Origin of the sequence: Spongisporangium articulatum (assembly GCF_044465595.1) — a bacterium.
Lineage (GTDB): Bacteria > Actinomycetota > Actinomycetes > Actinomycetales > Kineosporiaceae > Spongisporangium > Spongisporangium articulatum.
Window position 1 is genome coordinate 1 of the sequence record NZ_JBITLV010000009.1, and the last position, 23,141, is coordinate 23,141.

General features: G+C 72.2%; 25 protein-coding genes. 7 read left to right on the forward strand and 18 right to left on the reverse strand.

The features are described from left to right. Positions 1-85 precede the first annotated feature (85 nt). Genes ACIB24_RS21730 through ACIB24_RS21780 form a run of 11 tightly spaced genes read right to left on the reverse strand, consistent with a single transcriptional unit; the run spans position 86 to position 10,520 of the window. Complete coding sequence (locus ACIB24_RS21730) at positions 86-1,084, reverse strand: ABC transporter ATP-binding protein (RefSeq protein ID WP_398284301.1); 999 nt, start codon at positions 1,082-1,084, stop codon at positions 86-88. 30 nt (positions 1,085-1,114) lie between these two features. Then, a complete protein-coding gene (locus ACIB24_RS21735; RefSeq protein WP_398284302.1) occupies positions 1,115-2,425 on the reverse strand; it encodes an MCE family protein in 1,311 nt (436 codons plus the stop codon). Next, positions 2,425-3,525, reverse strand: a complete 1,101-nt coding sequence (locus tag ACIB24_RS21740) for an MCE family protein (RefSeq protein WP_398284303.1) — start codon at positions 3,523-3,525, stop codon at positions 2,425-2,427. Before ACIB24_RS21740 ends, ACIB24_RS21735 begins: the two co-directional genes overlap by 1 nt. Beyond that, a complete protein-coding gene (locus ACIB24_RS21745; protein WP_398284304.1) occupies positions 3,522-4,637 on the reverse strand; it encodes an MCE family protein in 1,116 nt (371 codons plus the stop codon). The genes ACIB24_RS21740 and ACIB24_RS21745 overlap by 4 nt, the downstream gene beginning before the upstream one ends. Beyond that, complete coding sequence (locus tag ACIB24_RS21750) at positions 4,634-5,602, reverse strand: MCE family protein (protein ID WP_398284305.1); 969 nt, start codon at positions 5,600-5,602, stop codon at positions 4,634-4,636. The genes ACIB24_RS21745 and ACIB24_RS21750 overlap by 4 nt, the downstream gene beginning before the upstream one ends. Beyond that, entirely contained in the window at positions 5,599-6,642 is a 1,044-nt protein-coding gene (locus ACIB24_RS21755) for an MCE family protein (RefSeq protein WP_398284306.1), read from the reverse strand. The genes ACIB24_RS21750 and ACIB24_RS21755 overlap by 4 nt, the downstream gene beginning before the upstream one ends. Then, positions 6,639-7,772, reverse strand: coding sequence for an MCE family protein (locus tag ACIB24_RS21760; RefSeq protein WP_398284307.1), 1,134 nt, complete (start codon positions 7,770-7,772; stop codon positions 6,639-6,641). The genes ACIB24_RS21755 and ACIB24_RS21760 overlap by 4 nt, the downstream gene beginning before the upstream one ends. Continuing rightward, on the reverse strand, positions 7,769-8,596 hold the full coding sequence (locus ACIB24_RS21765) for an ABC transporter permease (protein WP_398284308.1): 828 nt from the start codon (positions 8,594-8,596) through the stop codon (positions 7,769-7,771). Before ACIB24_RS21765 ends, ACIB24_RS21760 begins: the two co-directional genes overlap by 4 nt. 4 nt (positions 8,597-8,600) lie before the next feature. Further along, complete coding sequence (locus ACIB24_RS21770; protein ID WP_398284309.1) at positions 8,601-9,371, reverse strand: MlaE family ABC transporter permease; 771 nt, start codon at positions 9,369-9,371, stop codon at positions 8,601-8,603. Further along, complete coding sequence (locus tag ACIB24_RS21775) at positions 9,371-10,000, reverse strand: hypothetical protein (protein WP_398284310.1); 630 nt, start codon at positions 9,998-10,000, stop codon at positions 9,371-9,373. Before ACIB24_RS21775 ends, ACIB24_RS21770 begins: the two co-directional genes overlap by 1 nt. 13 nt (positions 10,001-10,013) lie before the next feature. Continuing rightward, positions 10,014-10,520, reverse strand: coding sequence for a hypothetical protein (locus ACIB24_RS21780; RefSeq protein ID WP_398284311.1), 507 nt, complete (start codon positions 10,518-10,520; stop codon positions 10,014-10,016). A gap of 215 nt (positions 10,521-10,735) precedes the next feature. Here ACIB24_RS21780 and ACIB24_RS21785 point away from each other — a divergent pair, with 215 nt between their 5' ends. The 4 genes from ACIB24_RS21785 to ACIB24_RS21800 are packed head-to-tail and all read left to right on the forward strand — an operon-like array spanning position 10,736 to position 14,077. Next, on the forward strand, positions 10,736-11,545 hold the full coding sequence (locus tag ACIB24_RS21785) for a 2-keto-4-pentenoate hydratase (RefSeq protein WP_398284312.1): 810 nt from the start codon (positions 10,736-10,738) through the stop codon (positions 11,543-11,545). Continuing rightward, positions 11,542-12,471 (forward strand): acetaldehyde dehydrogenase (acetylating), encoded by a 930-nt coding sequence (locus ACIB24_RS21790; protein WP_398284313.1) that lies wholly within the window; start codon positions 11,542-11,544, stop codon positions 12,469-12,471. Before ACIB24_RS21785 ends, ACIB24_RS21790 begins: the two co-directional genes overlap by 4 nt. Further along, positions 12,468-13,517: a 4-hydroxy-2-oxovalerate aldolase gene (gene dmpG / locus ACIB24_RS21795; RefSeq protein WP_398284314.1), complete on the forward strand. Its 1,050-nt coding sequence runs from the start codon at positions 12,468-12,470 to the stop codon at positions 13,515-13,517. Before ACIB24_RS21790 ends, dmpG begins: the two co-directional genes overlap by 4 nt. Continuing rightward, positions 13,514-14,077, forward strand: coding sequence for a 4-oxalocrotonate decarboxylase (locus ACIB24_RS21800; RefSeq protein ID WP_398284315.1), 564 nt, complete (start codon positions 13,514-13,516; stop codon positions 14,075-14,077). Before dmpG ends, ACIB24_RS21800 begins: the two co-directional genes overlap by 4 nt. Here ACIB24_RS21800 and ACIB24_RS21805 read toward each other — a convergent pair. The 4 genes from ACIB24_RS21805 to ACIB24_RS21820 are packed head-to-tail and all read right to left on the reverse strand — an operon-like array spanning position 14,074 to position 16,935. After that, positions 14,074-14,712, reverse strand: coding sequence for a TetR/AcrR family transcriptional regulator (locus ACIB24_RS21805; RefSeq protein ID WP_398284316.1), 639 nt, complete (start codon positions 14,710-14,712; stop codon positions 14,074-14,076). The genes ACIB24_RS21800 and ACIB24_RS21805 overlap by 4 nt on opposite strands. 5 nt (positions 14,713-14,717) lie before the next feature. Beyond that, on the reverse strand, positions 14,718-15,941 hold the full coding sequence (locus ACIB24_RS21810; RefSeq protein WP_398284317.1) for a 3-hydroxyacyl-CoA dehydrogenase: 1,224 nt from the start codon (positions 15,939-15,941) through the stop codon (positions 14,718-14,720). Continuing rightward, positions 15,938-16,414, reverse strand: a complete 477-nt coding sequence (locus ACIB24_RS21815) for an acyl dehydratase (RefSeq protein WP_398284318.1) — start codon at positions 16,412-16,414, stop codon at positions 15,938-15,940. The genes ACIB24_RS21810 and ACIB24_RS21815 overlap by 4 nt, the downstream gene beginning before the upstream one ends. Continuing rightward, positions 16,411-16,935 carry an FAS1-like dehydratase domain-containing protein gene (locus ACIB24_RS21820; RefSeq protein ID WP_398284319.1) on the reverse strand — a complete coding sequence of 175 codons (525 nt, stop codon included), beginning with the start codon at positions 16,933-16,935 and terminating at the stop codon, positions 16,411-16,413. Before ACIB24_RS21820 ends, ACIB24_RS21815 begins: the two co-directional genes overlap by 4 nt. Before the next feature lie 79 nt (positions 16,936-17,014). Here ACIB24_RS21820 and ACIB24_RS21825 point away from each other — a divergent pair, with 79 nt between their 5' ends. Further along, on the forward strand, positions 17,015-18,166 hold the full coding sequence (locus tag ACIB24_RS21825) for an acetyl-CoA C-acetyltransferase (RefSeq protein ID WP_398284320.1): 1,152 nt from the start codon (positions 17,015-17,017) through the stop codon (positions 18,164-18,166). A gap of 3 nt (positions 18,167-18,169) precedes the next feature. On the opposite strand, the gene ACIB24_RS21830 is transcribed toward ACIB24_RS21825, so the two are convergent. Next, complete coding sequence (locus tag ACIB24_RS21830; RefSeq protein WP_398284321.1) at positions 18,170-19,057, reverse strand: 3-oxoacyl-ACP reductase; 888 nt, start codon at positions 19,055-19,057, stop codon at positions 18,170-18,172. Positions 19,058-19,172: 115 nt separating this feature from the next. Here ACIB24_RS21830 and ACIB24_RS21835 point away from each other — a divergent pair, with 115 nt between their 5' ends. Next, the gene (locus tag ACIB24_RS21835) at positions 19,173-20,327 is read left to right on the forward strand and encodes a steroid 3-ketoacyl-CoA thiolase (RefSeq protein WP_398284322.1); all 1,155 of its coding nucleotides are present in this window, start codon (positions 19,173-19,175) and stop codon (positions 20,325-20,327) included. A gap of 27 nt (positions 20,328-20,354) precedes the next feature. On the opposite strand, the gene ACIB24_RS21840 is transcribed toward ACIB24_RS21835, so the two are convergent. Together ACIB24_RS21840 and ACIB24_RS21845 are read right to left on the reverse strand one after the other, a co-directional pair. Then, complete coding sequence (locus tag ACIB24_RS21840; RefSeq protein WP_398284323.1) at positions 20,355-21,437, reverse strand: DUF7802 domain-containing protein; 1,083 nt, start codon at positions 21,435-21,437, stop codon at positions 20,355-20,357. Continuing rightward, on the reverse strand, positions 21,434-22,360 hold the full coding sequence (locus ACIB24_RS21845) for a metal-dependent hydrolase (RefSeq protein ID WP_398284324.1): 927 nt from the start codon (positions 22,358-22,360) through the stop codon (positions 21,434-21,436). The genes ACIB24_RS21840 and ACIB24_RS21845 overlap by 4 nt, the downstream gene beginning before the upstream one ends. Before the next feature lie 126 nt (positions 22,361-22,486). Here ACIB24_RS21845 and ACIB24_RS21850 point away from each other — a divergent pair, with 126 nt between their 5' ends. After that, positions 22,487-23,128 carry a TetR/AcrR family transcriptional regulator gene (locus ACIB24_RS21850; RefSeq protein WP_398284325.1) on the forward strand — a complete coding sequence of 214 codons (642 nt, stop codon included), beginning with the start codon at positions 22,487-22,489 and terminating at the stop codon, positions 23,126-23,128. The last annotated feature ends 13 nt before the right edge of the window (positions 23,129-23,141 follow it).

Sequence of the window (23,141 nt, forward strand, 5' to 3'; positions counted from 1 at the left end):
ACTTCGCAATCACCACCGCACCGGAGGTCTCACTACGTGATCAAGCTGCCGCGCCGACCGTCACCAACGTCCTGGCCGGTTACACCTAGGCCGCCCCGGCCTGCTCGGCCTGCAGGGCCCGGACGACGACCTCGCGCCGCTCGGGCGGCAGGTCCTTCAACTGCCCGGCCAGCCGGTTCATCCGCCGGCCGACCGCCCGCCGGGTGCCCACGCCCGGGGTGGGCTGCAGCTGCCGGACCAGCGCGGTCATGTCCTCCCCCGTCGAACCGTCGGAGTGCCCGTTGGCGGCCAGCTCCTGCTCGGCCGCCGCGGTCGCCGCGTCCTTCTCCTCGCTCATCCCGATCGGGCCGACCCGGCGGCCGTTCAGGAACTGGGCGATCACCGGCTCGTCGGAGGTGAGCATCAGCTCGCGCGGGCCGAAACCGACCAGCCGGCGCTGGAACAGCATCCCCACGTTGTCCGGCACCGTGCGGGCCAGGTTGATGTTGTGGGTGACGATCAGGATCGTCGTGTCGAGCCGGGCGTTGATGTCGATCAGCAGCTGCGACAGGTACGCGGTGCGCACCGGGTCCAGCCCCGAGTCGGGCTCGTCGCAGAGCAGGATCTCCGGCTCCAGCACGAGGGCCCGGGCCAGGCCGGCGCGCTTCTTCATCCCGCCCGAGATCTCCCCCGGCAGCTTCTCCTCCGCGCCCTCGAGCCCGACCAGCGCCATCCGGTCCATCACGATGTCGCGGATCTGCCGCTCGCTCTTGCGGGTGTGCTCGCGCAGGGGGAACGCCACGTTGTCGTAGACGGTCATCGACCCGAACAGCGCACCGTCCTGGAACAGCACCCCGAAGTGCTTGCGCACCTCGTACAGGTCGTGCCGCGAGCAGGAGACGGTGTCCACCCCGGCGACCACGCACCGGCCGCGTTCGGGGCGCAGCAGCCCGACCATGCACTTCAGGAAGACGGACTTCCCCGTGCCCGACGGGCCGAGCAGGGCGCTGACCTCCCCGGGCGGCAGCGTGAAGCTGACGTCGCTCCAGATCTCGTGCCGGCCGAAGGATTTCGTCATCCCCTCGACCTCGACCTCGACTCCCATGGTGCTCCTCCTTGAGCGGCGTGCGGCGGGTTACCTGCTGAGTGCGGTGAGTAGATCGGCGGCGTCGGGGCGGCCGCCCCCCTGGGGCGCGCTGATCCGGTAGCGGGTGCCGCCGGCCCCGACGTAGTCCCCCGTCGCCGGGTCGTACCGGGTGGTGGTGACCTTGGCCGGCGCCTTGAAGACCAGCCCGCACCCGGCGGCGGTGGCCGAACGCCCGTCCCCGTTCGGGCACGGCGAGTTCCGCGCTCCGCGCACGGCGAGCTGGCTGGTCGCCGGCTCCTTGCACCAGGCGTCGGCGATGGACTTCGGGGTGCTGGTGTCCGAGCCGGGCCGGTGCGGTTTCACGAAGCCCTTCCGGCAGCCCTTCGGGTCCTGGATGTTGAGCCGGAAGTTCAGGTTCCCGCCGAGCTTGCCGGGCCCGGAGCCGGTCGACAGCAGGGAGGCGTAGGTGGCCGGCAGCAGCACCAGCAACTGCCGGACCCCCGCGTCGTACACCGTCAGAACCTGGCCGGTGGAGCCCAGATTGGCCAGCACCAGCGGCAGTGTGGGGTGCAGCCCCTGGACGACGTCGCTCAGCTCGTCGATCACCGCCGGGCCCTGGGCGATCAGGGCGCGCAGGTCGCCGTCGCTGAGTTTGAGCGTCCGGGTCAGCAGGGCCAGGTTCTTCGACGTGGCGACCACGTCGGGGGCGATGGCGAGCTGGGTGGCCAGCACCGGGCCCAGGTTGTCGATCAGCGCCTTGGTGACGTCGAGGTTGTCGGTGGCGGTCGTCATGAGCGCGCTGCCGCTGTCGATCAGGGTGCCGATGTCGTCCTCCCGCCCGCCGAAGGCGGCGGCGACCTCGTCGACGGTCCGGCTCAGCTGTTTCGGGTCGACCGACTCGATCAGGGCGTTGGCGTCGGCCAGCACCGCGCCGGCCTCGATGGGCACGGCGTCCGGAGCCGCCGGGACGACGTCGCCCGCCTCGAGCAGGCCGGGCCGCCCCTTCGCGTCGGTCGGCGGTGCGAGGTCGACGAACTGCTCGCCGATCGCGTTCATGCTGTGCACGCGGGCCACCACGTCGGAGGGCACGTCAGCCGAGCGGTCCACGGACATCCGGACCACGACTCCGTGACCGCCGAGGTCGATCCCCCGCACCTTGCCGACCGTGACCCCGCGGTACGTGACCAGCGAGATCCCGCTCAGACCGCCGGTTCTGGGCAGGGTGGTGGTCACTTCGTAGCGACCCCACCCGACCAGCTGGAGCACCTGGGCGTAGCGCAGCGCCACCACCGACACCGTGATCGCAGCGACCACGGCGAAGATGGTCAGCTGGAGCCGGACCGTGCGCGAACCGGCCATCAGGTCCCCTCCCGGGTCGTGGGCGCGAACAGCTGGGTGGTGCTCGGGGTCGCGTCGCCGCTACCGTTCGCCCCGCGCACGGCGACGGTCGACGACCCTCCGGCTCCCGTCCTCGCGCCGCCGCTGAAGTTGTTCAGCAGGGTGCGGGTCTTGACGTCGACCTCGGGGTAGATGTTCTGGTAATCGCCGAAGACGGAGCGTTTGATCATGCTGGTCGGGTAGATCAGCGTGGGCAGCATGTCGAGCGCGGGCACGATGTCGTCGCCGGCGTCGGCGACCCCTTTCAACGCCGGGACCAGCCGCCGGACCTCGCGCACCAGCCCGTCCTGGTTGGCGGCCAGTACCGGGGTGAGGACCGTGTTCAGGTCCGTGACGGTCGTCAAGGTCTTGGTCAGCTGCGGCAGCTGGGCCTGCAGGGCCGCCAGGCCCGGGGCGAGCGCGGGCAGCGCCCGGCGCACCGTCGTCCCCTCGGCCGCCAGTGTGGCGCCGAGCCCGTCGAGCTGGCTGAGCAGCTTGTCGATCCGGCCGCGCTGGTCGTTCAGCTCGGCGGTCACCCGTTGGAGGCGTTCGAGCAGCCGCCGGATCTCGGGGCCGCGCCCGTCGAGCGCGTAGTTGAGTTCCGTGGTGATGGTGCGGATCTGGCCCAGGCCGCCGCCGTTGAGCAGCGTCGACAGGGCGATCAGCAGGTCCTCGGTCTCCGGATAGGCGCCCGTGTGGGCGAGCGGGATCGTGCTGCCGGGGGTCAGTCTCGGCATCGCGGCCGGGTCGGCCCCCCGGGCCGGGGTGGGGGCGAGCAGCTCGAGGTACTGGGCGCCCAGCAGGCTCTTGGTCGCGACCCGCGCCTGCGCGTCGGCCGGCAGGGACACGTCGGGCTGCAACCGCACGGTGAGTTCGGCGTTCCAGCCCTCGAGCCGGATGGCGGTGACCGCGCCGACGGTGACGTCGGCGACCTTCACCTCGGCGTTGCGGACCAGGTTGTGCACGTCGCTCATCTGCACCTGGATCTCGTACCCGTCGCCGCCGCTGCCGGCCGCGAAGGGCAGTCCGCCTGAACAGCCGGTGAGCACGAGGGCGCAGACCACGGCGGTGAGGGCCTTCATCGCGTCATCAGCTCCTTCAGGTCCCCGGTGACGGCGGCCTTCCGGGCGCTCGGCGTGGAGGTGTCCAGGAACGGGAACAGCTTCAGCAGGGCGTCGCACAGCGCGGAACCCGTCACCCGCGAGACCAGGAAGCAGACCACCTGTTTCGGCCCCTCCAGGTAGGGGAACGCCAGACCGGCCGTCGTGGCCTTGCTCTTCGGGTCGTACATCGCCAGCGTGTTCGACAGCGACACCGGCGACGTCTGCAGCGTGTCGGCGATGTCCTGCCGCCGGTCGACCAGCAGCCGGCTGGTGACCTGGAGCTGTTCGATGTTCTTCTGCAGCAGCGGCCCGTCCTCCGCCAGGTACGACTTCAGCTGCGGCATCACATCGTTCAGGTCCTTCAGGGCCCCGGACAGGTCGCGGCGGTTGGCGGCCAGCAGCGCGGTCAGGGTGTCCATCTGCCGGGCGAACAGCGTGATCTGGGCGTCGCTCTCCTTCAGCGTGGCGGTGAACTGCGCGAGATTGCTCACGGTGCCGTAGATGTCGCCGCGGTTGCGGGCCAGGACGTCGAGCGCCTGGGACAGCTCCTCGATGGTGCCGTTGATCGACTTGCCCCGGCCGTCGAGGTTCTTCGACGTCACGTCGACGGCCCGGCCCAGCGGCCCGCTGCCGTCGGCGGAGTCGGGGCCGAGGTCCTTCGCGAAGTTGTCCAGGGCCTGTTTCAGCTCGTCCCACTCCACGGGGACCGACGTGCGCTTCGAGCCGATCACCGTGTCGTCCTGCAGCACCGGACCTTTCGTCCAGGCCGGGGTGAGCTGGACGTACCGGCTCGACACCAGGCTGGGCGCGACGAGCACGGCGTCCGCGTCCGCGGGTGCCTTCACCCCGCCGTCCAGCGTCATCCGCACGTGCACACCGTCCGGTTCGGGGGTGATCGCGTCCACCGTGCCGACCCGGACGCCGAGCACCCGGACCTCGTCGCCCGGGTACAGCCCGACCGCCCGGGTGAAGACGGCGGTGAACTGCGTGCCCCGGTGAGCCCAACGCCCGGCGCCGACGAGGAGGGCGACGACGAGCGAGGTCACCAGGAGGACGGCCACGATCTGGCGTGGCTGCGCGGCGCGCGTCACGGGTTGCCCGCCGTCTGCGGGAAACCCGCCGGCGTCAGGTTGCCCACGTAGGCCAGGAAGAACGGGCCGTTGCCGACCGCCTCGCCCAGCGACCGGATGAAGGGGCCGAGCCGTTGCAGGCTCAGGTCCAGGTCGGCCCGTCGCTTGTTCACCAGGGCGAGCGTCTTCGACAGCTGCTTGAGCGCCGGGTGCAGCCGGGTCCGGCCCTCCTGGACCAGCAGCTGGAGCTGGTCGACCGCGGAACTGAGGTCGGTGAACAGGTTCTCGACCGCCTGCCGCTGCTGGAGCACGGTCCGCAGCAGGGTGTTCCCGTCGTCCACGAGGGCGATCAACGCGTCCCGGCGCTCGGCCAGCACCTGGGTCAGGTTCTGGGTGCGCTGCAGCAGGGTGGTCAGCTGCTCGTCGCGCGAGGCGATCGTGTCGGACAGCCGGCGGATGCCGTCCAGCGCCGCCGCGAAACTCTCCGGGGTCCGGGCGAACACGTCGGTCCCGGTGTCGAGCGCGTCGGCCACCTTCCCGGTGTCGATGTCGCGCACGTTGGTGGTCAGGTCGGCCAGCGTGCGGGTGATGTCGTAGGGGGACGTCGTCCGGTCCCGCGGGATGCGCGCCCCGGACCTGAGCGGGGCCGAACCCTCCGAGGAGAGCGCGACGTACTTGCGCCCGAGGACGGTCGCCGTCTTGATCGCGGCCCGGCTGCGGTTGCGCAGCGGCAGGTCGTCGTCGACCCGCATGGTGACGAGAACCGTGGCCCCCTCGAGCCGCACGCCGGTGACGCTGCCGACCGTCGTCCCGGCCATCCGCACCTCGTCACCCGGCGCCAGCCCCCCGGCCTCCCCGAACACGGCCTGCAGCTGGTCCGTGCCGAACCGGCTGATGATCGTGCTGGAGTTGAGCGCGACGGCCAGCAGCACGAGGACGGCGACGCTGCCGACGACGCCCAGCCGGAGGTGGTCCCGCTCCCTCACTCCTTGCACCTCGGCTGGTCGAGCACCTGCATCGGCACGGTGACCGTCGGGCCCAGCTCGTCGAAGGTGAGCCCCAGACCGCACATCCAGAAGTTGTAGAAGGTGCCGTACGACCCGGCGCCCGACATCCGCAGGTAGGCCTTCGGCAGCTCCTGCATCATGCCGTCGAGCCTCGTGCTGTTGGCGGGCTTGTTCACCGTGGCGGTGACCCGGCGCAGCTGATCGGCGGCGTCCATGAGCGGCGGGCGCAGCGCCGAGAGCAGGTCGGTGGCCTGGGCGGCCACGGCGTCGGTGTCGCGCAGCCCCTTCGCCAGGACCTTGCGGTCCGCGTTCATGGCGGCCACCAGCCGGTGCGCACTGTCCAGGGACGCGGCCAGGGTGCCCTGCCCGTCGTCCAGCGAGGCGATCCCGGCCGACAGGTTGTCGATCACCTCGCCGATCACCTCGTCCCGGTCGGCGATCGCGGCGGTGAAGCTCGCGACGTCCTCCAACAGCATCAGCACCGTGCTGCCCTCCCCCTGCAGCACCTGGATGAACTCGGTCGACAGCCGGTTCACCTGCTCGGGCGAGAGGCCCTGCAGCAGGGGCTGGAAGCTGCCGAACAACTGGTCGAGGTCGAGCGCCGGCTGGGTGCGCGCGACCGGGATGGTGGCACCGGGAGCCAGCGCAGCACCCGGGGGCGCGGCGTCCGGCTGGTACAGCGAGAGGTACCGGCGGCCGGTCAGGTCTTTGTACCGGACGGCGACGTTGGTGCTCGCGGTCAGCGCCACGCTGCGGTCGATCGCGAACCGCACCAGCGCCTGGCCGGAGTCGGTGACGTGCACGGAGTCCACCCGGCCGATCGGCACCCCGGCGATGCGCGCCTCGCTGCCCGGGGTCAGCCCGGACACGTCGGTGAAGACCGCCGAGTACTCCTCGGTGTCACCCGGCAGATTGTTGGAGAGTGTGCTCCACGTGCCGTAGGCCAGCACCGCGGCCACGACGAAGAAGACGACCATGCTCAGCACGGCACCGCGGCTCGCGGTCGAGCGCGGCCTCACGGGGTGATCCCGTCGTCGAAACGCAGCGGCCCGATGGGGTTGTCGTACCCGCGGTTGGGCAGCCCGTAGCAGTTCGGACCGGTGTCGATGCCGACCTTCGGCAGGTCCTCGGGGTACTTGTACGGCTCGATCCGCGGCAGCAGGCTGACCTGGCTGACCACGCCCGGGTACTTCAGGAAGGCGGGCAGCGCCTGCCGGTCCATCTTCGCCGCGCCGCGGATGAAGCACTCCATCATCGGCGCGTAGCGGTTGAGCGTCGCCGTGGGCCGGTCCAGGTTCTTCGTCGCGCTGCCCAGCGGTCCCGAGGCGTCGACGGCCAGCGCCGTGGTGTCGCCGGTGGCCACCTGCAGCTCCCTCAGGAACGTCCCGATGGCCGGCTGCCGGCTCGTCAGCGTGCCGCTCGTGGTCCGGAAGTCGTCGAGGGCGTCGACCAGGTCGGGGTAGGCCCTGCGGTAGCTGGGGATCAGTTTCGTGGCCAGCGTGACGTCCTGCTCGGCCTGGTCGAGGCTGGGTTCGATGCCGGCCAGGAACCTGTCGGCGTCATCGAGGCTCCGCCCGAGCTTCTGCCCGCGGCCGTCGAGCCCACCGGCCACCGCGGTCAGCGCGGCGTTCACCTTCTGCGGCTGCACCGTGTCGAGCAGGTCGACGATGTTCTCGAACACCTCGTTCGACTCCACCGGCCGACCGGTCGGGCGCAACGTCGAGCCCTCCACCACGTGCTGCGCCGACGGCCGGGCCGGCAGTTCGAGCTCGACGTACTTGGCCCCGAAGATGGTGGTCGGCTTCAGTTCGACGAGCGTGTTGTCCGGGACCTCCTCGGCCCGCCCGGAGTCGATCCCGAGGGTGATGTCGGCCGTGTCGCCCGAGGCGCTGATCTCCCGCACGGTGCCGACCTTGACCCCGAGAATGCGCACCGGGGCGCCGGTCTCGAGCAGCAGGCCGGCCCGCTGGGTGCGCAGGTGGACGACGATCTCGTCGCTGAACGCGCCTCGGTAGCCCGCGTACACACAGATCACCACGAGCACGGTCAGGGCGGCCATCAGAGCCCCGATGACCCGGTCCGTCTGCCGGATCCGGCGGTCGGCCGTCTCCATCCCGCTCATCCCGCTCATCCCGCTCATCCCGCTCATCCCGAGATCTCGATCACCGAGTGCCCGTACAGGGAGACCGTCAGCAGCAGGTCGATCACCATGACGACGATCAGCGACGTGCGTACCGCCCGGCCGACGGCCACCCCCACGCCGACCGGACCACCGGACGCGTTGTAGCCGTAGTAGCTGTGGATCAGGATGATCGCCACGGCCATCACGGTCAGCTTGACCATCGAGATGAGGATGTCGGACGGGGCGAGGAAGACCTGGAAGTAGTGGTCGTACGTGCCGTCCGGCTGTCCGTTGATGGTCGTGGTGACGAACTTGGTCGAGGCGTAGGTCATGATCAGGGCCAGCGTGTACAGCGGTATGACGGCGATCAGCCCGGCCACGATCCGGGTCGAGACCAGGTAGGCGACGGGCCGCACCGCCATCGTCTCGAGCGCGTCGACCTCCTCGGAGACCCGCATCGCCCCCAGCTGGGCGGTGAAACCCCCGCCCACGGTGGCGATCAGCGCGATCGCCGCGATCAGCGGCGCTCCCTCGCGGGTGTTGATGTAGGCCGAGGTGAACCCCGACAGGGCGGCCACGCCGACCGTGGACAGCTGCGAGTAGCCCTGCAGGCCGATCTCGAACCCGATGGCGATGGTCAGGAACGAGATGATCACGATCGTGCCGCCGATCGCGGCCAGGGCCCCGCTCCCCAGGCTGACCTCGCCCAGCAGCCGCCGGATCTCGCCCGGGTAGTTCCGGATCGCGAACGGGATCTGCAGCACGGCCTCGCGGTGGAACCGGGCCTGCCGGCCCATCGATTCCAGCGTGCCCAGTGGACGACGCAGCGGCCGGCGCAAGGGGTTGGCCATGGCGCTACCGGAACTGCAGGTAGACGGCGCTGATGAGCGCGTTGAGCACGAAGAGCAGCACGAAGGCGTAGACGACGGTCTGGTTCACCGCTTCGCCCAGACCCTTGGGACCGCCCCCGGCGATCAGCCCGCGGTGACAGGCGACCAGGGCCGCGGCCATCCCGAACAGGGCGGCCTTGAACTCGCTGATCAGGAAGTCGGTGCCCGTGGTCAGCAGGGTCAGGTTGGCCACGTACTGCCCCGGCGAGGCCCCCTGCACCACGACCGAGAAGAAGTAGCCGCTGGCCAGCCCGACGACACAGACCACGGCGGTCAGGGCGACGGCCACCACCGTGCCGGCCACCACCCGGGGCACCACCAGCCGGTGGATCGGATCGATGCCGAGCACCTCCATGGCGTCGATCTCCTCGCGGATCCGGCGGGCCCCGAGGTCGGCGCACATGGCCGTGGCCCCGGCCCCCGCCACGACGAGAACGCTGCACAGCGGCCCGATCTCGCGGACCACGGCCAGTCCGGCCCCGGCCCCCGCCAGGTCGGTCGCGCCGAGTTGGATGAGCAGCTGGTTGATCAGGAACACCGTGATCGCGCAGAACGGGATGGTCAGCAGGATTGTCGGCACCAGCGTGACCCCGACCAGGAACGTCAGCTGGGAGACCAGCTCGTTCCACTGGAACGGACGGCGGAACAGCGCCGCCCCCGTGCGCAGCGCCGTGTCGAAGAAGCTGCCGACCGGCGTGACGGCGGCCCGCGCGAGTTCCCTGGGCTGCAGGGCCATCACACGCCCCGCAGGTCGGCGACGCGCCAGTCACCACCGGCCCGCTGCATGGTCACGCGGACCCGGCTGAGATCGAGACTCTGCTGGGCGAGGCTCTTCTCGCCCGCCTTCCCACCCGCCTTCCCGCCGGTCTTCTCGCTGGTCTTCTCGGGCAGCGCCGACGTCGTCTGGTTGACGAACAGCAGGACGACCACCGTGTCGCCGGAGCGGGTGACCACCGACGATCCGGTCACGGCGGCCGAGGTGACGACCTGCCGCTCGGTGGCCACCGGGGCGACGGTGCCGGTGGCGACGCCGTCGAACTGGGTGGCGAACGAGCCCGTCAGGTACGTCCGGGCCCGGGCGAAATCCGCGTCCAGGTGCCGGTAGTCGTAGGAGAGCACGGCCGGGACGGCGGCCCGCGCGGCCCGGGTGGCGGCCGCCGACTCGCGGTCGGCCTGGCTGGCCGATCGCAGGGCCAGGCCCTGGACGGCGGCCAGCACCACGAGCGCGAGTGTCACCAGGGCGAGAACGGGGGTGAGCCGGCCGCGGCCGGCGGGCGCCGGTCCACGCTCGTCGGCCTCGTCCCGGGTGTCGTCGTCCTCGTCATCGACGTAGTCCTCGAGGTCGTGCTCCAGGTCCAGGCTCATCCGTACTCCCCTCCTAGGAAACGAATTCCAGGTCGGAGACGAGCCACCGGTCGCCGACGTGCGACATCCGCGCGCTCATCCGGTAGTGCCGTACGGCCGGGGCCGCGGAGGCCGAGGTGACGGTGGCGTCGGCGGCCAGCAGGACCACGGCGGAGTCGGCGTCGATGCTGCTGATCCCACTCTCGACGATCACACCCTGCGACGTGACGTCCTGGGCGGTGAGCACCTGCTGCAGGGCCCCGGAGGACTGGGCGATGTCCGAGGCGAACGGTTCCGCCGCCCCGAGCCGCAGCCTCTCCAGGCTGGCGGCGGCGGTGCCCTTGGACACCGTGGTCAGGGCCAGGACCTCCTGCCGGGCGGCCGCGACGGCGGCCGCACTGTCCGCGGCCCGGCCGTCGTGCTCGCGGGACCGCCAGGTGGCCCAGCCGGAGAAGCCGGCCGCGCACAGGGCCACGACCATCAGTGCCGCCGGAACGGCCGCCGGGCGACGCACTGTCGTCAGGCGTGTCGGAATGTTCATACGACAAGGCCCCTTTCCGAAGTCGTCGTCGGCCCCGGCGCGTCGACGCTACGAGCATCCGGCGGCCCCGGTCAAGGTATGAACCGAATTCGGATTCTAAGAATTGCCCGCGAGCCGGGGCTCTTGCGCTGGCCACCGCCCTGACGCGATATTGAACCTAGAACCTGAGTTCAGTATCTGGTCGTGATCCGGCGGTGTCGGCAGAGGGAGTCGGTGTGGAGGAGAGCCTGCGCTCCGCGGCCGCCGAACTCCTGCTCGAGGCCTACCGGACCGGCGTCCCCGTGGCCCCGCTGGTGCAGACCCACCCCGGGCTCGACCTCGACGACAGCTACGCGATCCAGGTGCTGCAGGCCCGGGCCTGGGTGGCCGGCGGGGCACGGGTGGCCGGGCACAAGGTCGGCCTCACGTCGGCCGCCATGCAGCGCCAGATGGGCGTCGACCAGCCGGACTTCGGGCACCTGCTCGACAGCATGTTCCACTCCGAGCACCTCCCGATCCCGACGTCGCACTTCCTGCAACCCCGGGTCGAGCCCGAGGTCGCCTTCGTGCTCGGCCGCCCGCTGTCGGGCCCGGGCGTGACCGCCGCCGAGGCCGTCGCCGCCGTCGACCACGTCCTGCCCGCGCTGGAGATCATCGACTCCCGGATCCGGGACTGGCGGATCGGGCTGCTCGACACCATCGCCGACAACGCCTCCTCGGGCGGCGTCGTCCTCGGCAGCACGCCGGTCCCCCTCGGCGCGGTCGACCTGCGGCTGTCCGGCTGCGTCCTGCGGGTGGACGGCGCGGTGGCCGGCACCGGGGCGGGGGGTGCCGTCCTCGGGTCGCCGGTCACGTCGCTGGTCTGGCTGGCCAACACCCTGGGTGCGCGCGGGGTCTCGCTCGAGCCGGGCCACGTCGTCCTGCCCGGCTCGATCACCGCGTCGGTGGCCGTACGCCCGGGCTCGACCGTCACCGCCACCTTCGGCGGGCTCGGCAGCGTCACCGCGAACTTCAGTCCCGACCCAGATCCTGTGGAGGCAGCATGAGTACGGCCGTCGCGGCCATCGTGGGGTCCGGCAACATCGGCACGGACCTGATGGTCAAGCTGCAGCGCACGGACGCCCTCGACCTGCGGTACATGGTCGGCGTCGACCCCGACAGCGACGGGTTGCGCCGGGCCCGGGCCGCCGGGGTGGAGGCCAGCCCCGAGGGGGTGGACTGGCTGTTGCGACAGGACCCGTTGCCGGACATCGTGTTCGAGGCGACCAGCGCCTACGCGCACCGGGCCAACGCCCCCCGCTACGCCGAGGCCGGGATCACCGCGGTCGACCTGACGCCCGCCGCCATCGGCCCGTACGTGTGCCCACCGGTGAACCTCGAGTTCCAGCTCGACGCGCCCAACCTCAACATGATCACCTGTGGTGGCCAGGCCACGGCGCCGATGGTGCACGCGGTGAGCAGCGTCGTCCCGGTGCTCTACGCCGAGATCGTCGCGTCCATCGCCTCCCGCTCGGCCGGCCCGGGCACCCGGGCCAACATCGACGAGTTCACCCGGACGACGTCCACCGGGCTGGAGGTGGTCGGCGGCGCCGACCGGGGCAAGGCGATCATCATCCTGAACCCGGTCGAACCGCCGATGATCATGCGCAACACCGTCTTCTGCGCGATCCCGGCCGAGGCGGCGGCCCCCGGCGACCTGCAGGATGCGGTCACCGCCTCGATCGGGGCCATGGTCGACCGGGTCCGCGAGTACGTGCCCGGCTACACGTTGCGCGCCGACCCGCAGTACGACGAGGCCCGCGACGTCTGGAACGGGATGGCCCGGGTGGCCGTCTTCCTCGAGGTCCGCGGCCGCGGCGACTACCTGCCCGACTACGCGGGCAACCTCGACATCATCACGGCGTCGGCCGCCCGGGTCGGGGAGCTGATCGCCACGCATCGGACCACGGCGAGGACGGGAGTAGTCGGATGAGCGGGACGCCGGAACTGCGGATCACCGACTCCACGCTGCGGGACGGGTCGCACGCCATGCGGCACCAGTTCACCGAGGAACAGGTCCGGGCCATCGTGCACGCCCTGGACCGTTCCGGGGTGCAGGTGATCGAGGTGGCCCACGGCGACGGCCTCGGCGGCTCGAGCTTCAACTACGGGTTCTCGAAGGTCGACGAGTTCCAGCTGATCGCGGCGGCCGTGGAGGAGGCCCACCAGGCCAAGATCGCGGTCCTCATGCTGCCCGGGGTCGGCACCGTCGAGCACCTGAACCGGGCCTGGGACTGCGGCGCCCGGGTGGCCCGGATCGCCACCCACTGCACCGAGGCCGACACCGCCGTCCAGCACTTCGGGGCCGCGCGGGCCAAGGGCTTCGAGACGGTCGGCTTCCTGATGCTGTCGCACCGCACCACGCCCGAGAACCTGGCCCGGCAGGCCCGGATCATGGTGGACGCGGGCGCCCAGTGCGTCTACGTGGTCGACTCGGCCGGGGCCCTCGTCCTCGGGGACGCGCAGGCCCGGATCCAGGCCGTGCTCGACGAGGTCGCCACCGAGGCCCAGGTGGGATTCCACGGCCACCAGAACCTCTCGCTGGGCGTCGCGAACTCGGTGCTGGCCTACCAGACCGGCGCCCGGCAGATCGACGGCGCACTGTGCGCGCTCGGCGCGGGGGCCGGCAACTCGCCGACCGAGGTGCTGGCCGCCACCTTCGACCGGCTCGGCATCCCGACCGGCGTCGACGTGCAGGAGGTGCTGGCGGCCGCCGAGGACGTCGTGCGCCCGACGATCCCGCGGCTGCCGTTCATGGACCGGGCCTCGATCGTGCAGGGCTACGCCGGGGTGTACTCCAGCTTCCTGCTGCACGCCGAGCGGGCCGCCGAACGGTACGGGGTGCCGGCCCACGAGATCCTCCAGCGGGTCGGCGAGGCCGGGTACGTCGGCGGCCAGGAGGACATGATCATCGACGTGGCGCTCCAGCTGGTCCAGGAACGCGAGCACGGGGTGCTGTCGAGCAGCGGCGCCCGATGAGCGCGCCGATCGCCGACGCCGTGGGGCTGGCCCTCGGCCCCGACGGCCTGATCACCGAATACCTCACCGCGGCAGCCGAACTGGCGCCGGACGTCGCACTGCCGCCGGAGGTGGCGACAGTCACCCCGAGCCTGGCCTTCCTGCTCGGCGACCCGCTGCGCGGGCCGGGGGTGACGTCGGCGGGTGCGCTGGCCGGCGTCCGCTCGGTGCACGGGGCCCTGACGGTGCAGGACGACGGGGGCCGGGTCCGCGGCTTCCTCACCGGCCCGGTGGGCGTGGCGACCGACCGACCAGGGGGCCTCGACCTCACGCTGGAAGGCGTGCTCGTGGTCGTGGACGGCGCGGTGGTCGACTCGGCCACCGGGGCCGCGGTGCTCGGGCACCCGGCCCGGGCGCTGGCCGCCGCGGCGAACGCCCTGGGCCCGCAGGGGGTGACCCTGGAGCGCGGCTGGCTGGTGCTGACCGGGGGGCTGACGGCGCCGGTCCCGGTCCGCCCGGGGGCCGTGATCGCCTGCGAGTACACGCATCTGGGCGCCCTCGGGGTGCGGGCCGGCGCCTAGACCTGGTGCTCCAGCTCCTCCATCCGCGGCACGAGCAGGTCGATGAACCGGTCGACCACCTGGTACACCTGCGGCATCACGCCGCCCTGGTAGACGACCTGGGTGACCATCGAGTTGATGATCGACCAGAGCATGATCGACACGTCCTGCGCCTCGTCGGGCGGCCACAGGTCGAACTCGGCGGCCAGCGACTCGTGCGCGACCTGGTTGAACCGCACCAGCAGGGCCCGTGCGTTGGCGTCACCGCTGGCCTGCAGCAGTACGTGCACCTTGAAGAACTGCGGCTGCGCCGCGAAGGCCCGCAGCACGGCGTGCACGCGATGCCGGACCCGCTCGGCCGGCGCCAGCCGGGAACTGCGCCGGGGGCGGGCCTTCTCGAACGCGGCCCACTCCCCCAGCACCGCCGCGTAGAGGTGCTCCTTCGACGAGAAGTACCGGTACAACGTCCCGAGGGCGACACCAGCGTCGGCCGCCACGTCCCGGATCTGGATCCGCTCGTACTCCTGCTCCTCCAACGCCCCCAACGCCGCCCGCACGATCTGCTCACGCCGCGCCAGCTGCCACGCGGGCAGGCCGTCCACGGACACCCCGTTGGACGTCTGGCTGGTCGTCTGACTCGAGGCCTGGTCGACCACGGCGCTCACCCTCTCCGGCCGGGCGGGACGACGGCGGGCCCGCCGTCGCCGTGGAACGTGAGGCCGCGTTGCGCCATCTCCCGCACCAGGTCCGGGACGTCGAACGGGGGCCCGTGCGCCGCGGCCAGCCGGTCGGCCTCGGCGACGAAGGCGGCCACCCCGATCGCATCGATCGCGGCGAACGGGCCGCCCAGCGCGAGCGGGAACCCCACGCCGAGGGTGGCCCCGAGGTCGCCGTCCCGGGCCGAGGTGAGCACGCCGTCGGCGAACGCGCGGGTTCCCTCGACCAGCTGCGCGTACAGGATGCGGGTGCCCACGTCGTCGAGCGCGGGTTGCTCGGCGGCGCGCGGGAAGAGCTCGGCCAGGCCGGGCCAGAGCACGGCCTCGCCGTCCGGCCCGTAGTCGTAGAACCCGTGGCCGCTCGTGCGCCCGTGCCGGCCCCGTTCCACGAGCAGCCCCACCGGGCCGGGCTCCGGCGCGGGCCGCCCCTCGTCGAGGGCCCGTTGCCGCGCGGCGTGCACGCTGACGTCCAGGCCGATCGAGTCGGAGATGGCCAGGGCCCCCATCGGCATCCCGACTCGCCGCGCGCCCTCCTCGACCAGGGCCGGGTCCACCCCGGCGGTGACCATCCGCAGGCTCTCGGTGATGAACGAGCCGATGAACCGTGAGGTGAAGAAGCCGGGAGCGTCGTTGACGACGATGGGGGTCTTGCCCAGGGCCCGGGCCAGGTCGAGCGCGGCCGCGAGCGTGTCGTCGGAGGTGCGCCGACCGCAGATGATCTCCACGAGCGGCATGCGCTCGGCCGGGGAGAAGAAGTGCATCCCGAGGAACCGCTCCGGGCGGCGGCTGAACTCGGCCAGACCGGTGATCGGCATGGCGCTGGTGTTGCTGGCCAGGACGGCGTCGGCCGGCAACACCTGCTCGACCCGGCCGATCACGTCGCGCTTCACGGCCCGGTCCTCGAAGACCGCCTCGATCACCAGAGGCAGTCCGGCCAGGTCGGCGTAGGAGTCGGTGGCCGTGACCCGGGCCAGGACGGCGTCGGCCTCCGCCGCGGGGCGCCGCCCCTTGAGCACATCCCGCCGCAGGCGGGACTCGACGTACCCGCGCCCCCGCTGGGCCGCGGCGTCGTCACGATCGAGGAGGACGACGTCCAGCCCGGCCTGCGCGGCGACCAGCGCCAGCCCGGCGCCCATGGTGCCCGCCCCCAGAATGCCCAGACTGCTCATGGCTGGTCCCGCGGCGTCCCGGCGGCCGGGAACGACACCGTCGCCTCGCCCGGCATCAGCACCTCACCGGCCGCGTTCGCACCGGTCAGCTCCAGGTCGACGACGACCCGGTCGCCGTCGTGGTGCACGGCGGTCACCGCCCCCGAGAAGGTGAGGGTCTCGCCGGCCACGGCCGATCCGCGGTTGCGGGACCCGAACCGGACCAGTCGCGCCGACGGCCCGGCCCAGTCGGTGACGACGCGGGCCAGCCAGGCGGTCTGCAGGGCGCCCTGGACCAGGACGCCGGGATGCCCCTCGACGTCGACCGCCCAGCCGCGGTCGTAGTGGATGCGGTGGCCGTTGTAGACGGCCGCGCTGAAGAAGAACAGCTGCTCCGGGCCGGGGGTCACCGTGAGGACGGGCAGGCGGTCCCCGGGGCGGAGGTCGGCGACCCGGACGTGCTCGCGCTCGCGTTCCGGCCCAGGGGCGGTCACGGCAGGGCCAGGACGGTGTCGGTCGCGCGGGCCAGCAGGGCGCCGTCCCCTCGGGTGTAGACCGTCTCGGCCACGACGACCACGAAGGCCCCCGAGCGGCCGGCCTTCTGCTCGACCGAGCGGATGCGACGCACCGCCGTCACCTGGTCGCCGGGGTGGGCCGGCTCGCCGAACTCCCACGACTCACCCCCGGCCATCAGGCGCGGGGTGTGCGGCAGGGGCACCGTGCCGAGGAAACCGGCGGGGACGCCGTCCGGGCGCAGCTGCTCGACGTCGACCACCCCGAGCACGGCCACCGGCAGGAAGAGGGGCGGGGCGACGATGTCGCGGTACCCGTGCCGGCCGGCGAACTCGGCGTCGAAGTAGAGCGGGTTGCGGTCGCCGACCGCGGCGGCCCAGCGCTGGAACTCGCGCGCGATCACCGGACCGCTGCGCCGCGAGACGACCGTGCCGACGGTGGCGCGAGCCGCATCGGGGACGAGCTCGGGCGCGGCGACGGCGGCCGCACCCTTGATGTCCACGGCGTCGAGCGTAATAGAATCGGAGTCTTACTTCAATGAGCCCAAATGCGCTTATCCAGCGCGAACAATGGAGGGTCACATGGCCGAGGCGTACCTGGTGGGCGCCGTCCGGACCCCGGTGGGACGACGGGGTGGCGGGCTGGCCGCCGTGCACCCGGCCGACCTCGGCGCGCACGTGCTGACCGAGCTGATGGCCCGCACCGGGCTGGACCCGGCCGCGGTGGACGACGTCGTGTTCGGCTGCGTCGACACCGTGGGACCCCAGGCGGGCGACATCGCGCGCACCGCCTGGCTGGCCGCCGGGCTGCCCGAGGAGGTGCCCGGCGTCACGGTCGACCGGCAGTGCGGTTCGTCGCAGCAGGCCGTGCATTTCGCGGCCCAGGCGATCCTGAGCGGCACGTCGGACCTGGTGGTCGCCGGCGGCGTGCAGAACATGTCCCAGATCCCGATCGCGTTCGCCATGACCGCGGCGGAACCGCTCGGCTTCACCGACCCCTTCAGCGGCTCGGTCGGCTGGCGGCGCCGCTACGGCGACCAGGAGATCTCCCAGTTCCGGGCCGCCGAGCTGATCGCCCAGAAGTGGGGGCTGTCCCGGGAGCGGATGGAGGCCTTCGCCCTGGAGAGCCACCGGCGCGCGCTGCGCGCGATCGACGAGGGCCGGTTCGCCCGCGAGACCGCACCCCTCGGCGACGTGACGGTCGACGAGGGCCCGCGCCGGGACACGACGCTCGAGCGGATGGCGGGGCTGAAGACCCTGCGCCCGGGCGGCCGCCTCACCGCGGCCCTGGCCAGCCAGCTGTCCGATGCGGCCAGCGCCGTCCTGGTCGCCTCCGAGCGCGCGGTGCGCGAGCACGGCTTGAGACCGCGGGCCCGCATCCACCACCTGAGTGCGCGCGCCGCCGACCCCGTCTACATGCTGACCGGTCCCATCCCGGCCACGGAGTACGCGCTGCGCCGGGCGGGGTTGACGCTCGACGAGATCGATCTGGTCGAGATCAACGAGGCGTTCGCGAGCGTCGTCCTGGCCTGGGCCGACGAGACCGGGGCCGACCTGGAGCGGGTGAACGTCAACGGTGGCGCGATCGCCCTCGGGCACCCGATCGGCGCCACCGGCACCCGGCTGATGACGACGCTGCTGCACGAGCTCGAACGCACCGGCGGGCGGTACGGGCTGCAGACGATGTGCGAGGGCGGTGGTCAGGCCAACGTGACGATCATCGAGCGGCTCTGAGCGTCACCCGAGGAGTTCGGTCACCGCGAACACGTCGTCCGGGTCGCGCCCCGCGAAGTAGGGGTCGAGCTGGACGGCCAGTTCCTCGGCCGTCCAGAGCTCGCCCGCGGCGGTGAACCGGCGCGCGACCGTAGGCGGCGCGAGGTGGGCGACCCCCCCGCCGTGCACCACGAACACCTGGCCGTTCACGGCCTCGGCGGCCGGCGAGGCCAGGTAGGCCACGAACGGCGCCACGTGTTCGACGGACAGCGGGTCGACGCCGGCGGCCGGCGGGTCACCGAAGACCCCGGCCGTCATCGCGGTCCGGGCCCGCGGGCAGATGACGTTGGCGCGCACGCCGTACCGGGACAGCCCGCGCGCGGCCGCCACGGTCAGGGCGGCGATCCCGGCCTTGGCCGCCGCGTAGTTCGGCTGGCCGGGCGCCCCGAACAGCCAGGCCTCCGAGGCGGTGTTCACCAGCCGGCCGTAGACGGGCGCCCCCGACAGCTTGGACCGGTCGCGCCAGTAGGCCGCAGCCGCCCGCGAGACCACGAAGTGCCCGCGCAGGTGCACCCGGACCACGGAGTCCCACTCGTCGTCCGACATGCCGAACAGCATCCGGTCGCGCACGAAACCCGCGTTGTTGACCACCACGTCGAGCCGGCCGTGCCCCTCGACGGCCGCGGTCACGAGGTCGTGCGCGACCTGCGTTTCCGCCACGTCGCCGAGCACGGTGCGGACCTTGACGCCCAGCGCCTCGGCCTCCTGGGCGACGTCGGCCAGGGCGGGCGACACGTCGCCGAGCACCAGGTCCGCCCCGGCGGCGGCCAGGGCCAGCGCCTCGGCCCGCCCGAGTCCGGCCGCCGCGCCGGTCACCACCGCCACGCGCCCGTCCAGCCCGACGTCGGCCATCCGGCACCTCCGCAATTAGAACCGAGTTCAGAAAGTAGCACGGCCGGGGTTCCGCAGATCAGGAACGCGTTCTATTTTCTTGGCAGGAGACATCTGCCGTCCCGAGGAGACCGCCGTGCCCCAGCCCGTGATCGTCAGCGCCGTCCGCTCCCCGATCGGCCGCCGTCGCGGCCACCTCGCCGGCCTGCATCCCGCGCAGCTGCTCGGCGCCGTCCAGCGGGCCGGCGTCGAACGGGCGGGCCTCGACCCGGTGGACGTCGAGCAGGTCGCGGGCGGCTGCGTGACCCAGTTCGGTGAGCAGTCGCTGAACATCACCCGCACGGCCTGGCTGTCCGCCGGGCTGCCGTACACCACGGGCGCCACCACCCTCGACAGCCAGTGCGGTTCGGCCCAGCAGGCCACGCATCTCATCGCCGGGTTGATCGCGGCCGGGGCCATCGAGGCCGGGATGGGCTGCGGCGTCGAGATGATGAGCCGGGTCGGGCTGGGCGCCAACGTCGGTGGCGCCACCCGCTACCCCGACGACTGGGACATCGACATGCCCGACCAGTACCGGGCCGCCGAGCGGATCGCGCGGCACCGCAACCTGTCCCGGGCGGACCTGGACGCGTTCGGCGTCCGGTCCCAGACCCTGGCCGCCACCGCCTGGGCCGAGGGCCGGTTCGACCGCGAGATCGTCCCGCTCGACGCCCCGGAACTGGACGCCGAGGGGCAGGTGGTCGGCAAGCGCCGGGTCGAGCGCGACCAGGGGCTGCGCGAGACGACGCTCGAGGGGCTGGCCGCACTGAAACCCGTTCTGGAGGAAGGCTTCCACACCGCGGGCACGTCGTCCCAGATCTCCGACGGGGCGGCGGCCGTGGTGCTGATGGACGCCGACGCCGCCCAGGCCCGGGGCATCCGGCCGCGGGCCCGGATCGTCGCCCAGGCGCTCGTCGGCGCCGAGCCGTACTTCCACCTCGACGGGCCCGTGCAGTCCACGGAGCGGGTGCTGGCCAAGGCCGGGATGAGCGTCGGCGACATCGACGTCTTCGAGGTGAACGAGGCGTTCGCCTCGGTCGTGCTGTCGTGGATGGCGGTGCACCGGCCCGACCCCGACCGGGTCAACGTCAACGGCGGCGCGATCGCGCTCGGGCACCCGGTGGGCAGCACCGGGGCCCGGCTGATCACCACGGCCCTGCACGAACTGGAACGTCGCGACGCCGAGACCGCCCTGATCAGCATGTGCGCGGGCGGCGCCCTGTCGACCGCGACGATCATCCAGCGGCTGTAGGTATCGCCCAAGATCATCGCTGGAGCGTCACTTCGTCGGGTCAGACCCGACTTTCTGCGCCTTCTGCGGTGATCTTGGTCCGGCAAGGATCGGCCCGGACGCGAGCACGACCAGGCACACCGCGAAGCAGGTGGCGGCGTAGGCGCGACCCTCGATCGGCACCCTGGACCAGGCGTGCAGCCAGAGCCCGGCGAACACGACCAGGTAGACGACTCCGGCCGTCACGGGGAACGGGTCCGGCTCGGCCACCGCGACCGGGTGCGCACGTCGGTCGGCCACGACGGTCAGCACCGCCGCGACCAGCAGCACCGCGGGGATCGCCCACAGGGCAACGGCCTCCGCGACCGGTGACGGGTCGGGTAGGCGCGAGACGACGCCGTAGGGCAGCGCGGGCAGGGTCATGAGCACCGGGGCCAGCACGCCGACGGCCACGACCCGGACGGCGAACGGGCCGCGGGCCGGGCGGGCCAGCAGCCGGTCGGTCAGCACGGCCACCCCGAACGGCGAGGCGGCGGCGAACACGGCCAGGCTGCTCAGCGGGACGTCGCCCAGCAGCGGCGTGTTCGTCGGCGCGTCCGGGTTCCAGGCCCACCAGTGCAGCCGGGGGCCGATCATGTCGAACACCTCGTAGAAGGCGTGGAACACGACGGCCACGCAGGCGGCGCCCGTGAGCGTCCCGTGCCGGGCGAGCAGCCCCGTCCGCTGGACCAGGGCGTAGGCCAGGTAGGTCAGGGCGGGGTACAGCGCCAGGATGTAGAGCGGCAGCCGGTCGTGCAGGAACTGCACGGTGAACACGTTGTGCACGAAGATCAGCCCGACCTCGCCGTCCAGCCCGAACCGGTCGGGGAAGTACAACGGCGGTTCCAGCACCAGCACGTACACCACGCTCGCGCACCACAGGCCCAGGTTCGTCGGGTCGCCGAGCCGCCGCCACCGGCGCACCGCGTGGGCGAGCGTGAGCAGGGCACCGACCACCATCAGCGCTTCGACCACGGGCATCGTGCCGTCGGCCGGGTCGAGCGGCGAGCGGACCGAGACCCAGGCCGACGAACAGTCCAGACCGCCCAGCGCCCGGGCGGTCTCGACGTACCCGGGCGTGCACCCGCTCACGCGCGCGTGCCGGTGTAGTAGCGGTGGACCTCCCAGCCCTCGTCATAGCGGCGCAACCACTCGTCGGCGAACCTGGGCGTCGCCTCCCGGGCCGGCTTGTGGTGCGGCACCTGGGAGCGCAGGAGGCGGTAGGCCATCACCAGCATCTCCGCGTTGGACGCCGGGGCGAACGGGGACGGCGGGTGGATGCCGACGCGGTCGCGCCACGAGGCCGGCAGGGGCAGCCGGTTGACGACCTCCTCGCGGCGCACGCCGTCGGGTGAGACCTCGGCGTACTCGGCCCAACGGTCCTCCCGCGGCACGTGCTTCACGAAGCCGCGCAGGATGTCGCGGTAGACGCCCATCACGTGCCGGAACACCTGCCGGACGATCGTGGTCCGGTAGTACGGGTTGGGCACCACGGCGTCGCACACGATCAGGGCCGAGCTGCGGTGCTCGACCTCCTCGACGAAATGCCACAGGAACAGCGAGGCCACCCGCTCGTCCCCGGGGCGGAACAGCTGGTCCTCGTGGTCGAGCATGACCTTGAAGATGGGCGTGAAGGTGGCCTCCAGGTCGGCCGTGTAGGCCAGGCACCACTTCAGCGGTTTCGTGGCCACCAGGTGGTCGTACGAGGCCACGGCCTCGTCGAGCGTCTCCTGCAGGCCCGGGTGGCGGCGGATCAGACAGGCCACGTGCTTGCGGTGGTTGTTGGCGTGCTGCGCCTCCTGGCGCAGGAACGCCTCGGCCTCCGCGGCGGCCGCCGGGTCGGTGATCAGCGGCATCGCCTCGCGGGTGGTGGCCACGATGAACTTCTCGAAGGCTACGGCGATGAAGCTGATCGCGTTGGCCATCATCCCGAACTTGGGCCGCTCGGGCAGCCACTGGAACGGGATCGTCTCGTCGAAGCCGAAGTTGATCTTCCTGATCTGCAGGTCCGTCATGGCTCGCCCTCCCGGCGCCGCGAGGATTCCAGCTGCGGATTCGACACCTGTCGATGAGGATTGACACGTGTCAAAGCACTTTCTAGAGTCTGTTTCAGTCGTTGTCCAGCCCTGGGAGCCCGCCGCATGAGACTCGAGCAGCTCGACCGCCGCCGTCCCGGCCAGGGCGACCGCCGGCGCGAGGCGTTGCTCCAGGCGATGGACGAACTGCTGCGCGAGAAGGACTTCCCCGAGATCGCGGTCGGCGAGGTCACGCAGCGGGCGGGCGTGACCCGCTCCGCCTTCTACTTCTACTTCGAGAGCACCGCGGCCTGCGTGGCCGCTCTCGGCGCGGCGATCTACGTCGACGCGATCGCCGCCACCGGCCACCTGAGCGACCACACGCTGCCGCCGGCCCGCCGCCTCACCATGCTGATGGACGAGCTGCTGGCCTCCATCGTCGAGCACCACTACCTGTACCGGGCCACGCTCGAGGCGGCCCGCCGCAGCCCGGCCATCCGCGAGCTGTGGGACGGCTACCTGGAGTCGTTCGTGACCCCGGTCGCCGCGTTCGTCCGGGCCGAACGCCGGGCCGGGGCCGCCCCGGCCGGGCCCGACGCGACCCTCCTGGCCCGGCTCCTGCTGGACCTGAGCGACCGGGCGCTGGAGTCGGTCGACGCGGGCGACCCGGCCGGCACCCGGCGCACCGCGGACGCACTGGCCACCGTCTGGCTGCGCACCGTCTACGGCACCACCGACCAGATCCGCCGCCGCCCACCGACCGCTTGACCGGACTGAAATC

Excerpts from the sequence above, each read along its gene's own strand:
- ACIB24_RS21765 (WP_398284308.1), bottom strand. The coding sequence starts at position 8,596 with ATGGCCAACCCCTTGCGCCGGCCGCTGCGTCGTCCACTGGGCACGCTG.
- ACIB24_RS21850 (WP_398284325.1), top strand. The coding sequence starts at position 22,487 with ATGAGACTCGAGCAGCTCGACCGCCGCCGTCCCGGCCAGGGCGACCGC.
- ACIB24_RS21845 (WP_398284324.1), bottom strand. The coding sequence starts at position 22,360 with ATGACGGACCTGCAGATCAGGAAGATCAACTTCGGCTTCGACGAGACG.
- ACIB24_RS21810 (WP_398284317.1), bottom strand. The coding sequence starts at position 15,941 with ATGAGCAGTCTGGGCATTCTGGGGGCGGGCACCATGGGCGCCGGGCTG.
- dmpG (WP_398284314.1), top strand. The coding sequence starts at position 12,468 with ATGAGCGGGACGCCGGAACTGCGGATCACCGACTCCACGCTGCGGGAC.
- ACIB24_RS21730 (WP_398284301.1), bottom strand. The coding sequence starts at position 1,084 with ATGGGAGTCGAGGTCGAGGTCGAGGGGATGACGAAATCCTTCGGCCGG.
- ACIB24_RS21770 (WP_398284309.1), bottom strand. The coding sequence starts at position 9,371 with ATGGCCCTGCAGCCCAGGGAACTCGCGCGGGCCGCCGTCACGCCGGTC.
- ACIB24_RS21780 (WP_398284311.1), bottom strand. The coding sequence starts at position 10,520 with ATGAACATTCCGACACGCCTGACGACAGTGCGTCGCCCGGCGGCCGTT.
- ACIB24_RS21830 (WP_398284321.1), bottom strand. The coding sequence starts at position 19,057 with ATGGCCGACGTCGGGCTGGACGGGCGCGTGGCGGTGGTGACCGGCGCG.
- ACIB24_RS21825 (WP_398284320.1), top strand. The coding sequence starts at position 17,015 with ATGGCCGAGGCGTACCTGGTGGGCGCCGTCCGGACCCCGGTGGGACGA.
- ACIB24_RS21740 (WP_398284303.1), bottom strand. The coding sequence starts at position 3,525 with ATGAAGGCCCTCACCGCCGTGGTCTGCGCCCTCGTGCTCACCGGCTGT.
- ACIB24_RS21775 (WP_398284310.1), bottom strand. The coding sequence starts at position 10,000 with ATGAGCCTGGACCTGGAGCACGACCTCGAGGACTACGTCGATGACGAG.
- ACIB24_RS21790 (WP_398284313.1), top strand. The coding sequence starts at position 11,542 with ATGAGTACGGCCGTCGCGGCCATCGTGGGGTCCGGCAACATCGGCACG.
- ACIB24_RS21735 (WP_398284302.1), bottom strand. The coding sequence starts at position 2,425 with ATGGCCGGTTCGCGCACGGTCCGGCTCCAGCTGACCATCTTCGCCGTG.
- ACIB24_RS21760 (WP_398284307.1), bottom strand. The coding sequence starts at position 7,772 with ATGAGCGGGATGAGCGGGATGAGCGGGATGAGCGGGATGGAGACGGCC.
- ACIB24_RS21800 (WP_398284315.1), top strand. The coding sequence starts at position 13,514 with ATGAGCGCGCCGATCGCCGACGCCGTGGGGCTGGCCCTCGGCCCCGAC.